The sequence below is a fragment of the Massilia sp. S19_KUP03_FR1 genome (assembly GCF_036688685.1).
Lineage (GTDB): Bacteria > Pseudomonadota > Gammaproteobacteria > Burkholderiales > Burkholderiaceae_D > JALYUM01.
Genome location: NZ_JAQQPS010000023.1, coordinates 26,512 through 40,928, shown reverse-complemented (window position 1 = coordinate 40,928; position 14,417 = coordinate 26,512). Strand labels below are relative to the sequence as shown.

The 14,417-nt window shown below is 66.2% G+C and carries 11 protein-coding genes; all 11 read right to left on the bottom strand.

Going from position 1 to position 14,417, the window contains the following annotated elements:
• The 11 genes from V6M87_RS22180 to V6M87_RS22130 are packed head-to-tail and all read right to left on the bottom strand — an operon-like array spanning position 1 to position 14,417.
• Positions 1-1,080: a CobW family GTP-binding protein gene (locus tag V6M87_RS22180; protein ID WP_332878846.1), complete on the bottom strand. Its 1,080-nt coding sequence runs from the start codon at positions 1,078-1,080 to the stop codon at positions 1-3.
• The gene (gene cobJ / locus V6M87_RS22175) at positions 1,077-2,612 is read right to left on the bottom strand and encodes a precorrin-3B C(17)-methyltransferase (protein ID WP_332878845.1); all 1,536 of its coding nucleotides are present in this window, start codon (positions 2,610-2,612) and stop codon (positions 1,077-1,079) included. The genes V6M87_RS22180 and cobJ overlap by 4 nt, the downstream gene beginning before the upstream one ends.
• Complete coding sequence (locus V6M87_RS22170) at positions 2,609-3,346, bottom strand: cobalamin biosynthesis protein (RefSeq protein ID WP_332878844.1); 738 nt, start codon at positions 3,344-3,346, stop codon at positions 2,609-2,611. Before V6M87_RS22170 ends, cobJ begins: the two co-directional genes overlap by 4 nt.
• Positions 3,343-4,122 (bottom strand): precorrin-4 C(11)-methyltransferase, encoded by a 780-nt coding sequence (gene cobM, locus V6M87_RS22165; RefSeq protein WP_332878843.1) that lies wholly within the window; start codon positions 4,120-4,122, stop codon positions 3,343-3,345. The genes V6M87_RS22170 and cobM overlap by 4 nt, the downstream gene beginning before the upstream one ends.
• Entirely contained in the window at positions 4,119-4,850 is a 732-nt protein-coding gene (gene cobI, locus V6M87_RS22160; RefSeq protein ID WP_332878842.1) for a precorrin-2 C(20)-methyltransferase, read from the bottom strand. Before cobI ends, cobM begins: the two co-directional genes overlap by 4 nt.
• Complete coding sequence (gene cbiD, locus V6M87_RS22155) at positions 4,847-5,986, bottom strand: cobalt-precorrin-5B (C(1))-methyltransferase CbiD (RefSeq protein WP_332878841.1); 1,140 nt, start codon at positions 5,984-5,986, stop codon at positions 4,847-4,849. Before cbiD ends, cobI begins: the two co-directional genes overlap by 4 nt.
• Positions 5,964-7,517: a precorrin-8X methylmutase gene (locus V6M87_RS22150; protein WP_332878840.1), complete on the bottom strand. Its 1,554-nt coding sequence runs from the start codon at positions 7,515-7,517 to the stop codon at positions 5,964-5,966. Before V6M87_RS22150 ends, cbiD begins: the two co-directional genes overlap by 23 nt.
• Positions 7,514-8,212, bottom strand: a complete 699-nt coding sequence (locus V6M87_RS22145; protein ID WP_332878839.1) for a cobalt-precorrin-7 (C(5))-methyltransferase — start codon at positions 8,210-8,212, stop codon at positions 7,514-7,516. Before V6M87_RS22145 ends, V6M87_RS22150 begins: the two co-directional genes overlap by 4 nt.
• Positions 8,209-10,107, bottom strand: coding sequence for a magnesium chelatase subunit D family protein (locus V6M87_RS22140; protein ID WP_332878838.1), 1,899 nt, complete (start codon positions 10,105-10,107; stop codon positions 8,209-8,211). The genes V6M87_RS22145 and V6M87_RS22140 overlap by 4 nt, the downstream gene beginning before the upstream one ends.
• Positions 10,100-14,095, bottom strand: coding sequence for a cobaltochelatase subunit CobN (locus V6M87_RS22135; RefSeq protein WP_332878837.1), 3,996 nt, complete (start codon positions 14,093-14,095; stop codon positions 10,100-10,102). The genes V6M87_RS22140 and V6M87_RS22135 overlap by 8 nt, the downstream gene beginning before the upstream one ends.
• Positions 14,088-14,417: a (2Fe-2S) ferredoxin domain-containing protein gene (locus tag V6M87_RS22130; RefSeq protein ID WP_332878836.1), complete on the bottom strand. Its 330-nt coding sequence runs from the start codon at positions 14,415-14,417 to the stop codon at positions 14,088-14,090. The genes V6M87_RS22135 and V6M87_RS22130 overlap by 8 nt, the downstream gene beginning before the upstream one ends.

Genomic DNA, 14,417 nt, shown 5'->3' with positions numbered 1-14,417 from the left:
CTAGCTCCAGCGCGTGCCGGTCACACGGGACATCACGGCGGCGACTTTCGTGCGGCTCAGGTGGTAACCGATGAAAACCAGTTCCGAACGCGCCGGCTTCGATGCATCCGGCTTAACGTCGATCCGCGCCCGCACCCCCTGCACCAGCATGGTCCCGCTGTCGACACACTGCACAAACCCTTTGCAGCGCAGGACCGGCTCCGCCAACGCCGTCTGCTGCAACGCATCCTTCAGCACGGCCAGCGCCTGCGGCGCCTCGCTGCGCAACACAAACGACAACCAGCCCGGGTCCTGTTCATGAAAGTGTTTATGCGTCGCCAGGCCATGGCTGTGCGCGGCCATGCCGGAGTGGACATGGCCGTCGAGACGGCGCTGGCCACCCAGCACGCTCGCTTGCGGCCCCGGGACGGCGGCCAGCGGCGCGTATGCGTGCTGGTGTTCGGTACGCGTCGGTTGATGCAGGCGCAGGCCCAGCGCCAGGCGCACGTCGAGCTGCGCCTTATACGCCAGTTCGATGAAGCGCACGTTCGGCGCGCCCTCGCGCACGCGCGCCTCCGCCAGCAGCAGCGCGTCATCGTCCAGCGCGTCGATCTTGTTCAGCACCACCACGTCGGCCGCTTCCAGCTGACGCGCGAACATGGCGGCCACTGCATCGCCGGTGTCGAACTGGCTGGCCAGCAGCAAGGGCGTGTCGACCACGGCCAGGGTCGCGTCGAGGATGAAATGGTCGCCCAGCTCCGGCCCCTGCAGGCGCTCCATGACGGCAGTCGGCAGCGCCAGGCCGGACGTCTCGATCAGCACGTGGTCGACCTGGGCGCGGCGCGCGGCGATCGCCTGCATGGCCGGGACGAACTGGTTGTCGTCGCCATATGCGATCAGGCCGTGCGTGAAATCGTGGATGCGGACCTGGTCGTCATCCGCGTCCTGCACCAGCGCGCTGTCGATCGAAATTTCGCCGAATTCGTTGATCAGGATCGCCAGCCTTCTCTCCAGGCGCCGCGCCACCAGGCTGCGCAGCAGCGTGGTTTTGCCTGAACCGAGAAAGCCGGTGACGATGGTGACGGGAATGCGTCCGTTCATGCGATGCCAAGTTCGCGCAGCTGCGCAAAGACTGCGTCAAGGCTGCCGGCCATGCGCGGATAGACCAGCGCTGGACGCCCCTGCACCACCAGCGCGATGCCGAGTGCGCGCGCGGCCGCCACCTTGGCGCCGTAGCCGCCCGCCGCGCCCGAATCCTTGGTCACCACGCAGTCGATCTGCCAGTCGCGCCACAGTGCTTCGTTGAAGGCGCTGGAAAACGGCCCCTGCATGGCGCAGATGCGTTCGCGCGGCACCCCCAGCGCCAGCGCGCGTTCGATCAATTCCGGGTCGGCCGTCAGGCGCAGGAACCATTGTTTGTCCTGCGCGCCCGGCGCCTGCAGGTAAGTGGCAAGATCCTTCGAGCCGGTGGCGAGGAAGATGCGCTGGCCGCTGGCAATGGCCGTCTGCGCCGCCAGTTCGGGCGTGGCGCGCCAGACGCCGTCGGCCGGCGCATAGTCGCTGGCGCGTTCGTAACGCAAATACGGGATGCTCAGTTCGCGGGCGAGGCCGACCAACTGCTCGCTCATCACCGTCGCATACGGGTGAGTGGCATCGACCAGCACGCGCGCGCCGCTGGCGACCAGCGCCTGGCGCCGCGCCTCCACTCCCTGGCGGCCAGCCCACACGGTCAGCTTCGGATTGGCGGCCAGTGCGCCGCCGTGTTCGGTCGCGGCCGAGACGACCACAGGAAAACTTTCGGCCAGTGCGTTAGCGAGTGCATTGCCGTCGCTGGTGCCGGAAAACACCCAGGCCGCACCCTGCGGCAACACGTCACGGGGCGCGGCGGTTTCGCCGTCGGACCAGTCGTTGTAGCCGCGCGGCGTGTAGATGAAGCCCCGTTTGCGCTTGGTAAAACGGTTGCCGACGACGATGGTCGTCAGCATGTCGAATTTTAGTAGCGGCAGTTCGTCGAGCCGGTGAATGCTGACCTCCTGGCCTGGACGATATGCGTTTTTGACCACGCCGCACAGCGTATGCGGCGCCTTCGATTCGAGCATCAGCTGCAGCACGCGGTAGACGCCCTGCTGGCGCCCCGCGCTCTGTACGTTGTACATGACGCAGGCCAGGTCGGCCTGCGCGATGTGGCGCGCGCGCAGCTCGATCCAGTCCCACGGGCACAGCAAATCGGACAGGCTGAGCGTGGCGAAATCATGCGACAGCGGGGAGCCCAGCAGCGACGCGCAGGCATTCGCCGACGTGATGCCGGGGATGACGTTCACCGTATAGGTATCGTCTTCGCCCATCTCTTCGAAGGCCAGCGCCGCCATCGCATAGATGCCGATGTCGCCGCTGGAAATGAGGGCGACGGTCGCGCCGCCGCGCGCTTTTTCGATGGCCAGCAAAGCGCGTTCGCGTTCCTGCGTCAGCGGCGGCGTGTGGATCTCCTTGCCTTCCACGTGCGGGCCGATCCAGCGCAGGTACAACTCGTAGGCGACGATCACGTCGCTCGCTTGCAGGGCCGCCACCGCGCGCGGCGCGATCAAATCGTCGAAGCCGGGGCCGACCGATACCAAATGTAAAACACCACTCATATTTCCATCCATTGATCTTGAACTACTGCGACGGCGACGCCGTCCAGGCTTGTTTTTGGTACCAGCAAACGCCCGCGCGGGCTGGCGACCAGGGCGCACGGCTCGCAGACGCCGTCCAGGCCCACGTTCTGGCGCACCCAGTCGGAGGGCTTGCTGACCCACGGGCGCGCAGCCAGCGTGGCGCGCGCGAACACGCGCAGCGGCAAATCGAAGGCCGCGCAAAACGCCAGCAATCCCGGCTCGTTCGCTTTCAGATCGACGGTCGCCACTTCGCGCACCTGGTCGATGCCGTGTTCTCCCAGTGCCAGCCGCACCGCTGCTTCGATGCGTTCTGGCGACACATCCTTGCGGCAGCCGATCCCCACCACCAGCGGTTTCAATGCTTCACTGGCGGTGCTCACCACCGGCACCGCGCCCACGCTAGCTGCAACGCGATAGGCCAGCGCATTCGCGCCGCCTTCGTGGCCGGCCAGCATCGACACCGCAAACCGGCCCGCTTCATCGAGCACCACGACGGCCGGGTCGCTGTGCTTGTCCTGCGCCAGGCCGTCCAGAAAGCGCACGGCGATGCCGGACGCGCCAATGAAAATCCATTGGGTGTGACGACGGTATGCCTGCGCAAACTGCGCCTTCTGTTCCCCCACGGGCCGATGTACCACGCCCTGCAGGCGCGCGGCCAGGCAGGCGGCCAGCGCTTCGGCTTCCGGGCGCACCAGCCAGATGCCCAGGGTCATGCCGCAACTTTTTTCGGCTTTTTGACGACCCGGAACAGGTGCGTGAAATCCTTCGAGTACAGGCTCGATTCGGCCGCCTGCTCCTTGCCCAGCGCCGCGCCCACCAGCATCATCGTGGTGAGATTCCAGGCACCGCGCTTGGTGTCCTTGAGTATCGTCGCCAGCGTGCCCTGATACGACTTCTGCTCAGGCCAGGTGGCGCGGTAGACCAGCGCCACCGGGGTCTCGGGCGGATAATGCAGCAGCAGATCGGTGACGATTTTCTTCAGGTGCGGGCCGGACAAAAAGATGCACATCGTGGCGCGGTGCTCGGCCAGGCGCGCGATCGATTCCAGTTCCGGCACCGCCGACGCCCGTCCCGACACCCGCGTCAATATCACCGACTGCGACACTTCCGGCTTGGTCAGCTCGGTCTGGACCACGGCGGCCGCCGCCGTGAACGACGACACGCCGGGCACGATGTCATACGCGATGCCGAGCAGGTCGAGACGGCGCATCTGCTCGGCAGTCGCGCCGTAGATGGCAGGGTCACCCGAATGCAGGCGCACCACGTCGCTGCCGGCCGCCTGCGCGCGCAGGTAGCAGGCTTGCTGCTGTTCCAGGTCCAGCTTGGCGGTGTCGATCAACTCGGCCCCCGGTTTGCAGTGCTGCAGCATCTCCACCGGCACCAGCGAGCCGGCGTACAGCACCATGTCGACTTCGCCCAGCAGGCGCGCGCCGCGCAGCGTGATCAGGTCAGCCGCACCTGGGCCGGCGCCAATAAAGTACACCTTCATGTTCGTTCCTCTCTTGGTGTTCGTCGTATCAGCATCGTGGCCAGGTAGCCCATCGCGTCCTGCGCATCCAGATCGTGCAAGCCGTTCGCCAGCATCTCGCCAGCCAGGCCGATGCGGCGTGCAAATGCGCAGTGGCGCGCAATATCCATCTCGCGCAGCAGTTCCAGTACCCACGGCAAGCGCTCGCCGATCTTCATCAGCACCACGATGTCGTGGGTGACAATTTCGATACGCAGCTCGGCTGCCGTCTCGGGACACGGCAGGATCAGCACGCGCTCCTTGCCTTCGCCCAGCGGCCACGATAAAGCGGCGGCCGCGGCGGCGTAACTGGTGATGCCGGGGAAGGTGCGCTGGCGCAGGCCCGGCACGCGCGCCTGCAGTGCGGCCAGCACGTAGCCATAGGTCGAATAGGTCAGCGTGTCACCGATGGTCAGATAGGCGACGTTGCGCCCGGCCAGAAGCTGCGCGGCGATGCCGTCGGCCAGTTGCGAATAATGCTCGGTGAGCACCGAGCGGTCCGGGTCCATATTGAATTCGATGTCGCGCAGTTTCGATGCATCGATCGGCACGCCCGCGAGGCACTGAAGCGCGACCGACGCATTGACGCCACGCGCACGCGGCGCGTAAATCAGGTCGGCCTGTTGCAGTGCGTCGAGCGCCGCCAGCGGCAAATAGCCGGCCGGACCCGGGCCGACGCCCACGCCCCAGAACATGCCCAGGGCGCTCACGCACCTTCTCCCAGCAGGTTGCCGCTCAAATCGAACAGCCGCACCTCCACACGCCGCACCGACGGCACGCGCGCCTGCACCAGCGCGCTGATGCGCCGCTCGATTTCGATCCACAGGTCGCGCGCGCCTGCCTCATGCTTGATTGTTTCCATTGCCGCTTCCACTGTGTTTGCCTGCGCCATCGCCACCACCAGATCGGCGGCGAAGCCTTGTTCTTGCGCGACGCGGGCCACGCCCGCCATCGCCATTGCACTCTTGCTCGAATGGGTATCCCAATACCCGTCCAGCACCTTGGCCAGCTTGCCGGGGTGACCGGCCAGCCACAACACGTCCAGCTGCCGGCCCTCTTCCACCAATGCCGTCTCAGTAAACGCCAGCGCATCGCCCAGAAAATTGGCGATCTGCACCGTCCGTTTTTCGGGCAGCGCCAACACATCGCGCGCAAACTCGCGCCCGATTTTGCCGGGTAGGTAAGCCACGCTTGAAGCCCCTTCCGCCAGCGCCACCCGCACATACACTTCCACCGACGCGATCCAGGTTGCCAGCGACATCGGCTCGACGATGCCGGACGTGCCGAGGATCGAGATGCCGCCGACAATGCCCAGCCTGGGGTTGAAGGTCTTCCTGGCGATGGCCTCGCCGTTCTCGCAGCCGATGGTCAGATCGAAAGCGGCCTCCCCTTGCGCCACCTCGGCCACCGCCTGGCGCATCATCAGGCGCGGCACCGGGTTGATCGCCGGCTCGCCCACTGCCACCCGCAAGCCTGGCAAGGTGGCGGTGCCGACGCCAGGGCCGGCGAAGAACCGTATCTCGCCGGCCTGGTTGCGCGCCACCTCGGCAAAGATGGTGGCGCCGTGCGTGCTGTCCGGATCGTCGCCGCCATCTTTCAAGACCTCGGCACGCACCCTGCCGTCGTCATGCATCGCAACGCTTTGCACCGGCACCACAAGGTAATAAACCCGCCCCGGTAACGTTACTGCCACGTGCGACTTGCGCTCCCCGAACAACAACAGGTGGAGCGCCGCTTTCACGGCCGCGGTGGCACAGCTGCCCGTGGTACGCCCGCGCCGCAGGCCATTCCCGGCCAGCACGCCCAAGTCAAACGGTTGAAGTTCAGCTGCCGTCAAGGTTTTCATTACTACTGGCCAGCAGGTTGACGGCGTCAATCATCATGCCGTTGACCACGCTGGCGGCCCACGGCGAGCCGCCGCGGGTGCCGCTGTTGGTAATGCGTGGCACCTGCAGGCAGCGACGCAGCAGTTCCTTGGTTTCGCGCGTGCCGACAAAGCCGACCGGCAGGCCGATCACCAGTTGCGGGCGCCAGCCGTGCTCGCGGATCAGGCGCACCGCTTCGGCAATCGCCGTCGGCGCGTCGCCGATAGCCACCACGACGTCGTTGCCGAATTTCTCGAAGCCGCGCCGGATGCCGGCGGCCGAGCGCGTGATGCCAAGCGCCTCGGCCATCAAATGCGTTTCGCGGTCATGCACGCCGCACCAGGTGTCGATCCCCAGCTGCTCGAGCAGCGCGCGTTTCAGGCCGGTCTGCACCATGGTCACATCGGTCACCACGCGCTTGCAGCGCAGCAGCGCGCGCATGCCTGCTTCCACCGCGCCCGGCGAAAAGAAGATATCGTCCGGCGCGGCGAAATCGCCGCTGGTGTGCACCAGGCGCTGCAGGATGGTCAGCTGGGCAGCGGGAAACGGCGACCAGTCGCGCCCGGCGGCGATAATCTCAAAGCTCTCTTTTTCGATCGGGTGCGGCACATATGCCGCCATGCGCGCCTCCGGCACGGCCTCTTTGGCTAACAAGCCGCGCACCGCGACGTGATGGGCGCGCTGCGGCTCGCCCACCTGCTGCTCGAAGCCGACGATCTGGACGCGGTATTTGCACAGCGAGCAGTTCATCGCGGCGCGCCCGGCCACGGCTTCGGCGGCCCGTTCGATCATGACGTCGGCCAGCAAAGGGTGCACGCCGAAGTAACCGGCCTTTAAAATTTCGATGCCGGGTTCACGCTCGGCCACGTCGTCGGCCGCGGCGTAGATGCGCTTGACCAGCACGCCGTCGAACAGGAAGAAAGGCAGCACGACAAGTCGCGCATAACCCATGCGCGCGGCTGCACGCAGGCCATCGCCCACCAGCGGCGCGGCCGTGCCGGAGTAGCACACGTGGGCGGCGCCAAAACCCATGCCTTCTTCGAGCATGCGCGCCATCTTGGCCACGTCGCCGTTGGCGTCGGGATCAGTCGTGCCGCGTCCAACCAGGACCAGGCAAGTGTCGGCCCGGCGCACGGTCTGCGTCGATGTGCCTTCGGCGGCGACGATGCGTTCCTGCGCCAGTTGCAGCAGTTTCGGGTGCAGGCCGAGGGGCGCCCCGAAATGAAAATCGTTGGACGGGAAATCGCGCGCCAGCGCCAGCACTTCGGCCGGCATGTCGTTCTTTGCATGGCGTGCGGCCAGCAGCACGCCCGGCACCACCGCGATCTCCGTGCTGCCGGCGGCCAGGTTGGCGCGCACGGCTTCGTCGATAGTCGGGCTTGAAAATTCCAGGTAGCCGTGCGTGACCACCTGGCCGGTCGCGCGTGCGCGCACCAGTTCCACCAGTGCTTCAAATTCGCGCACCGCGTCCGGATCGCGGCTGCCGTGACCGGCGACAACAATCCCGCTCATGGCGCCGGCTCGATCTGGCTGGCCATCGGCGCCATTGTGCGGATCAGCATGATGCTCATGTCCGAGCAGCGGTGCTCTGCGCATTCGGCCAGCGTGCCATGCCATTCGGCCTCATGCCGCGTCAGGTTTTCCCATACCTCGACCGGGTGCAATGGCGACACGCCGTTCTCCATCAGGTAGGACGCGATATGCCACGGCATAAACGAACGGGCCGCATCCCACGGGCACGGGATGACGATGGCATTCCTCTGGTCTTCCAGCACGTGCACCAGGTGACGCTTGAAGGGCGTCAGGTCGCCGCGCCGGTGGAAGGTGATGAAGGTCGTCTCGTCGAAACACACCTTTGCGCGCGAAGCGAGAATCTGCGCCGACGAAATGCCAGGGAGAGACTCGACCGGATGGCCGACCGCACGCTCCACCCGCTCCAGGTATTGAAAACCGCTGAAGTGGATGTCGCCCATGAATACCACCACGCAGCGCTTGCCGGCGTGGTGTTCGATGGCCACTTCATCGAGTTTCGCGACCTGGTCGCGGTAAGTCATGGTGATGGTTTGCGCCGCGGCTGGAATCAGGCTGCGCACGACCTCGAGCACCGCTTCGAAGCCGGCGACGACGTCGGCTTCGCGGATAAGCTGGGCCCCGCGCTGGGTGAGGTAGGCGACATCGCCGGGACCGGCGCCGATACAGATAATCATGTGGATGCTTTCGAGAGTTGCGCGCGGATGGTCAACACCAGATTTTCACTGGTGAGCTGCTCCAGGGTCAGGCATTGCGCGCCAAGGGCTTGCGCCAACAGCTTGGCGCGGCCCAGTTTCAGGTAACCGGTTTCGGTGTCGATGACCAGCGTTGGCACGGCGCGTTCAGCCAGCCTGGCAGCCAGTTCCAGCGTTTCGCGCCAGGGATCGCCGCCCTCGGCCAGCGCGACGTTGGCCTTGCCGTCGGTGAGCAGGACCAGCAGCGGCGGCAGCGCATCCTTGGCACGCGTGGCAAGGGTCTCCAGCGTCAACTGCAAGGCATGCGACAGCGGCGTGCGCCCGCCCGTGGGCAGCTCGCGCAAACCCTGCTCGGCACGCTCGACGCTGCGCGTGGGCGCCAGCTGCAATTGCGCCTTGGGACCGCGGAAGGCGATCACGGCCACTTCGTCGCGGCGCTGGTAGGCGTCCGTCAGCAAGGCCAGCACGCTGCCCTTCACGGCCTCCATGCGCCGCTGCGCCGCCATCGAGCCGGAGGCATCGACGACAAAAAAAATCAGGTTGGCGCTTTTGCCGGACCGTACTTGCTGGTGCAGGTCGTCGCGGGAGACGTTCAGCTGGCCGGGTTCCCTCAGGGCGGCGCTGCGCAGGGTCGCCTGGATCGCCAGGCTGGTCGGCTGCGCGTTCGGCACGGCCCTTACGACATGGCCGCGCGCGGCGTTGGCAGCGCTGCTGCGCCGGCCGGTCATGCCAGAGGCACTGCTGGAGGCGACGGTCAGGGTCGCTGCAGGCGCCGCGGCGCCGGTACCAAACAGCTGCTCTTCCGGCTCGCTACCTTCCGGCTCGTCGTCAGGTTGCGCCTCACCCTGCGGCGGCGGCGGTGGTGCCGCGTCGCGCATCAATTCATCGAGCTTATCCTGGTCCAGGCCCGGCTGTTCAAACGGTTTGCGGCGGCGCCGGTGCGGCAGCACCAGGGTCGCGGCCGTGCGCACGTCGTCGGGCGTCACGCGCAGCCGGCCATCGAGCGCAGCAATCGCACGCGCCGCCTTGTGCATGACGATGTCGGCGCGCAGGCTGGCGACCTCGAATTCGCAGCACAGGTGGCTGATCAGATCCAACATGGCGTCGTCCAGTTCCACCTGCGCCAGCAGTGCCTGCGCGCGCGCCAGTTGCGCACGCAGGGCATCCTGCTGCGGCGCCCAGCGCTGCGTAAATGCGGCCGGATCGGCTTCGTAGGCGATGCGGCGCCGCACCACTTCCGAGCGTACCGCCTTGTCGCGCGGCGCGGTTACTTCGACCATCAGCGCGAAACGGTCCAGCAATTGCGGGCGCAGGTCGCCTTCTTCCAGGTTCATCGTGCCGACCAGCGTGATGCGCGCCGGATGCGTGATGGACAGGCCTTCGCGCTGCACCGAGTTCACGCCCATTGCCGCGACGTCGAGCAGCACGTCGACCAGGTGGTCGGCCAGCAGGTTGACTTCATCGATATATAAAATGCCGCGGTGGCTTGCGGCCAGCAAGCCTGGCTGAAAGACCCGCTTGCCGCCCTGCAGCGCGCTGGCGATATCGAGGCTGCCCAGCACGCGGTCTTCCGTGGCGCCGAGCGGCAGCGTAATAAATGGGACCGGCGACGGGACACCAGATTCACCAGTACATACGCTGCAGTGTGCATTCGGACCCGTGCAATTGAACGCGCAGCCAGCCACGCGGATGATCGGTGGCAGGATGGCTGCCAGCGCGCGCGCCGCAGTGCTTTTGGCCGTGCCCTTGTCGCCGCGAATCAGGACGCCGCCCATGCCCGGGTCGACTGCGCATAACAGCAGCGCCGTTTGCAACTGCTGCTGGCCGACGATGGCGGAAAAAGGAAAGGTCAAAGGTATAGTCAATGCGTTATCCATTGCGTGCCGTTTCGCCGCGTGCTTCCAACAGGGTTTCGCTGTGCAGGTACAAGGCGCGCAGCTGGGCCAGCGTTTCAGGTTTCGGTTCGGCCCACATGCCACGCGCGGCCGCTTCCAGCAAGCGCTCGGCAATCGCGTTCTGCGCCCAAGGATTGGCTTCCTGCAAAAACTGCTGCATCTGCTCGTCGAAACCGTACGCTTGCGCCACGTCTTCGTACATCCAGTCATCCATCACCTGGGCAGTGGCGTCGTAGCCGAACAGATAGTCGACGGTGGCCGTCAGTTCCAGCCCGCCCTTGTAGCCGTGGCGCTGGATGCTGGCCAGCCACTTGGGATTGACCACGCGCGAGCGGAACACGCGCAGGCTCTCTTCTTTTAAATCGCGTACCTGCGCGCGCGCCGGGTCGTGGCTGTCGCCAAAATAATGACGCGGCTGCTGGCCTGAGAGGGCGCGGATGGTTGCGATCATCCCGCCGTGAAATTGCAGGTAATCGTCCGAGTCAAAAATATCGTGTTCGCGATTGTCCTGGTTGTGCAGCGCCACTTCGATGGTCGACAGGCGCATCCGGAAGGCGTCGCGCTGGTCGCTTCCCTGCGCGCCGCGCGCATAGGCGTAACCGCCCCAGTTGACATACGCTTCGGCAAAGTCGGCGTCAGTTTCCCAGTTTTTATGCTGGATCAGCGGCAGGATGCCGGCGCCGTAGCTGCCCGGCTTGGCGCCGAACACGCGGTACGCGGCGCGTTGTTTCGCCTCGTCCGGCTGCACGCCCTGCCCCAGCCAGTCCTCCAGCTCCTTCAGGTAGTGCTTGCGCACGTAGTTGTCTTCCGGCCCCTCGTCGAGCGCGATGACGGTGTTCACCGCTTCGTCGATCAGGTCGATCAGCTGCGGGAACGCGTCGCGAAAAAAACCGCTGATGCGGGTGGTGACATCAATGCGCGGGCGTTTCAGTTCGGCCAGCGGGATCACTTCGATGCCGCTCACCTGCCGGCTTTCCAGGCGCCAGACCGGGCGCACGCCCAGCAGCGCCAGGATTTGCGCCACGTCGTCGCCGTGGGTCCGCATGGCGCTGGTGCCCCAGATGCTGATGGCGACACTCTCCGGATACGCGCCAGTTTCAAGGTGGTGGCGGTTCAGCACTTCGTGGGCAAGCTGCAGGCCGACGCGCCAGGCCGATTGGGACGGCACGCTGCGCGGGTCAACCGAATAAAAATTGCGGCCGGTCGGCAGGATGTGCGCCATGCCGCGGCTGGGTGAGCCGCTCGGGCCGGCCGGTACATAGCCACCGTTCAGGCCGTGCAGCAGGTTGTCGATTTCGTCGGTGGCGCGCGCCAGTTTGGGCACCAGCTCCGTGCAGGCAAAGCGCAGGATGCGGCGCAATGCGTCAAAACCCGGCGGCGCTTTCGGCGCAGCCGGCACAGCGCGTGGCGCCGTCACACGCGCCTTGCCCATCTGTTTCAACAGCGGCGACGTGCTGCGCTGCGCCGGCTGCAGCAACGGCGCCGCCACATCGAGCTGGCCGAAGACGCGATCAAGCACGGCGTCGATCGCGCCGTCCGCATAGGCATGCTCGCGCAGCTGGACGTACAGGGCCAGGCACAGGGAATCGATCCCTTCGAGCGCATCGGCGCGCGTGACGATCGCCTTGTGCGCGACCCGCGCCAACGCGGGTGTGACGTTGATGCGGCGCCCCTTGTGCTCGAGCAGCATCGTCATCTCCAGGCCAAACAGGGCAGCAACCGCGTCCTGCAGACCAGGAATGTCGAGGTTGGGCAAGCGCGTGAGCGACACCAGCATGTCGGGCAGCTGCTGCGCATCCGGACCGCGCCCGAGGATGTGCAGGCCGTCGCGAATTTGCGCCGAACCGAGTTCGCACAGGTAGCCGTCCAGGTCTTCGATCAGATGCGCCACGTCCGAGCCCTTCAACTCCGCCAACGCGGACGGCAAGCCGTCCTCATGGTCGTGGTCGTGATCGTGATCGTGATCGTGGTGATGATGGTCGTGGCCATGATCATGGTCATGGTCGTGGTGCAGCAGTCGCGCCTGCAAATCCGCATTGAGGTTGGTCTGCTTGACCAGTTCCCAGATCTGCTGCTGCAACAGCGGCAGTTTCGATGGATCGAGCACTTCGACCTGGTAGTACTCGTCCACCAGCTGGGTCAGCTGGGCCAGCGCGCCGTAGGTATCGGCGGTGGTCATCGGCGGCGTCAGGTGGTCGACCACGACCGCGTGCGCGCGCCGCTTGGCCTGCGAGCCTTCGCCCGGATCGTTAATAATAAACGGGTAGAACAGCGGCAGGTCGCCCAGCAGGGCATCCGGGAAGCAGTGTTCGGACAGGCCGACGCCCTTCCCCGGCAGCCACTCCATGGTGCCGTGCTTGCCGACGTGGACGATGGCGTCTGCGCCCCATACGTCGCGCAGCCAGCGGTACAGGGCATAGTAATGGTGCGTCGGTGGCAGGTCGGGCTGGTGGTAGATCGCGTCCGGATCCATGCCGTAGCCGCGCGGCGGCTGCAGGGCAATGAAGGTGTTGCCCAGTTCGAGGCCGGCCAGCGCCAGGTGATCGTCGTGCAGGTAGGCCACGCCTGGCGCTGCGCCCCACTGCGCGACCATGCGCGCCTGCATGTCCTGCGGCAGTTCGGCGAACCAGCTGGCGTACTGCGCGGCCGGCACACGGCCGGCGGCATTGGCCAACTGTTCGCCGGTGAGGTAGATCTCGTCGTAGGAACAGCGCGCCACCAGCTGGTGGATCAGCGCGGTGCCACTCTCCGGCAGCGTGCCGACGTCATAGCCGGCCAGGCGCATGGCGTCGAGGATGCGCATCAGCGAGGCCGGAGCATCCAGGCCCACCGCATTGCCGATCTGCGCGGCCTTGCTGCTCGAATTGGTGAACATGAAGGCGACCCGCTTCTGCGCATTCGGCACAAAGCGCAAGCGTGCGAAGCGCGCCGCGATGCCGGCCACGCGCGCCACCCGCTCATGCACCGGTTCGTATTCGATCACTTCGCTCGGCATGCCCGCCGCGCGCGCCTTGAACGACACCGGGACCGTGATGATGCGGCCGTCGAACTCCGGCAGCACCACGTTCATGGCCGCGTCGAGCGGATTGAGGCCGCGCGCCGACTGCGTCCACTGCGCCAGCGTCATGCCGCTGGTGATCGCCTGCAGCACCGGCACGTTCAGGGTTTCCAGCACGCTGACCGACCAGCCGGCCGGCGTGGCGCCGCCGGGCGTGATTTCGCCCATCGCGAACGACGTCGTGTTGATCAGCACATCAACGCCAGCGTCGCGGAAATAGCGCAAGGCCGATGGCAATTCGCCGTCGCCGCTGCGCAGGGAGGCCGTAAACACCGGCAGTACATTCATGCCGCGCTGCTCCAGCGCATCCAACAAGGCGTCGATGAAGCGCGTGTTCCCGCTCATCCAGTGGGCGCGGTAGAACACGATGCCGGCGCTCGGCCTGGCCGGATCAACCAGCGCCAGCCAGTCGGCCACGCCGGCGTCTGGCGCCAGATCGGGGTGGTAGATGCCGTGCTCGGGCAAGCGCTGCGCCGGCGCGTAGCCGAAGCCGGTCATCAACAAATGATCGGACAGATAGCGCAGCAGCTGCGCCAGGTTGGTGCTGCCGCCCGCCTGGAAGTACTCGATACACTGGCTCAGTACCGCTGGCGTGACGGTCGATATGGCGGCCAGCTCCGGGTCGGCTTCGCCGGTGCCGCTGATGGCGATCAGGTGCGCACCGGTGCGGCGCGCGTGCGCCACCAGGTCGGTCACGCCGGGCACGCTGCCAAGGCGGCCCAGCACGCGCAGGATCACGATGCGCGCGCTGGCCAGTGGCCCTGCCAGCACCGCATCCATGTCCGTCACCGCCTGCAAATTGACGCCTTCGACTGCACGCAGAGCGGGTGGCAATTGCGCCAGCGCGTGATGCAGTACCGTCAAGTCGTTCGATGCGTGGCTCATTAAAACCAGCTGTGCTGCGTCAGCCATCCTGCGGCTCCGTGTCACCCGTACCGAGGCGGTGGAAGACCAGGTCCTTCACTTCTGCGCCGCCCACCAGGTGCACGTCGATGATGCGGTCGATGGCCGCTTCGTCGAGGCGCTGGTACCAGGTGCCTTCCGGGTAGACTACCATCAGCGGCCCCTCGGTGCGGCACGCGACCATGCAGTGGGTGCGTGTGCGTTTTACGCGCAGCTCGGGCTGGGCATCGATTTTTGTGCCCATGTATTCAAACATGGCCTGGGCGCGCGTACCGTCTTCGGTACAGCGCGGGCCCACGCACATAAAGACGTGGCGGTTGTGGGTACGCAT

Coding starts and splice junctions, on each gene's coding strand:
- V6M87_RS22145 (WP_332878839.1), bottom strand. CDS start 8,212: ATGATTATCTGTATCGGCGCCGGTCCCGGCGATGTCGCCTACCTCACC.
- cobJ (WP_332878845.1), bottom strand. CDS start 2,612: ATGAGTGGTGTTTTACATTTGGTATCGGTCGGCCCCGGCTTCGACGAT.
- V6M87_RS22180 (WP_332878846.1), bottom strand. CDS start 1,080: ATGAACGGACGCATTCCCGTCACCATCGTCACCGGCTTTCTCGGTTCA.
- V6M87_RS22170 (WP_332878844.1), bottom strand. CDS start 3,346: ATGACCCTGGGCATCTGGCTGGTGCGCCCGGAAGCCGAAGCGCTGGCC.
- V6M87_RS22140 (WP_332878838.1), bottom strand. CDS start 10,107: ATGGATAACGCATTGACTATACCTTTGACCTTTCCTTTTTCCGCCATC.
- V6M87_RS22130 (WP_332878836.1), bottom strand. CDS start 14,417: ATGCGTACCCACAACCGCCACGTCTTTATGTGCGTGGGCCCGCGCTGT.
- V6M87_RS22135 (WP_332878837.1), bottom strand. CDS start 14,095: ATGGCTGACGCAGCACAGCTGGTTTTAATGAGCCACGCATCGAACGAC.
- V6M87_RS22150 (WP_332878840.1), bottom strand. CDS start 7,517: ATGAGCGGGATTGTTGTCGCCGGTCACGGCAGCCGCGATCCGGACGCG.
- cbiD (WP_332878841.1), bottom strand. CDS start 5,986: ATGAAAACCTTGACGGCAGCTGAACTTCAACCGTTTGACTTGGGCGTG.
- cobM (WP_332878843.1), bottom strand. CDS start 4,122: ATGAAGGTGTACTTTATTGGCGCCGGCCCAGGTGCGGCTGACCTGATC.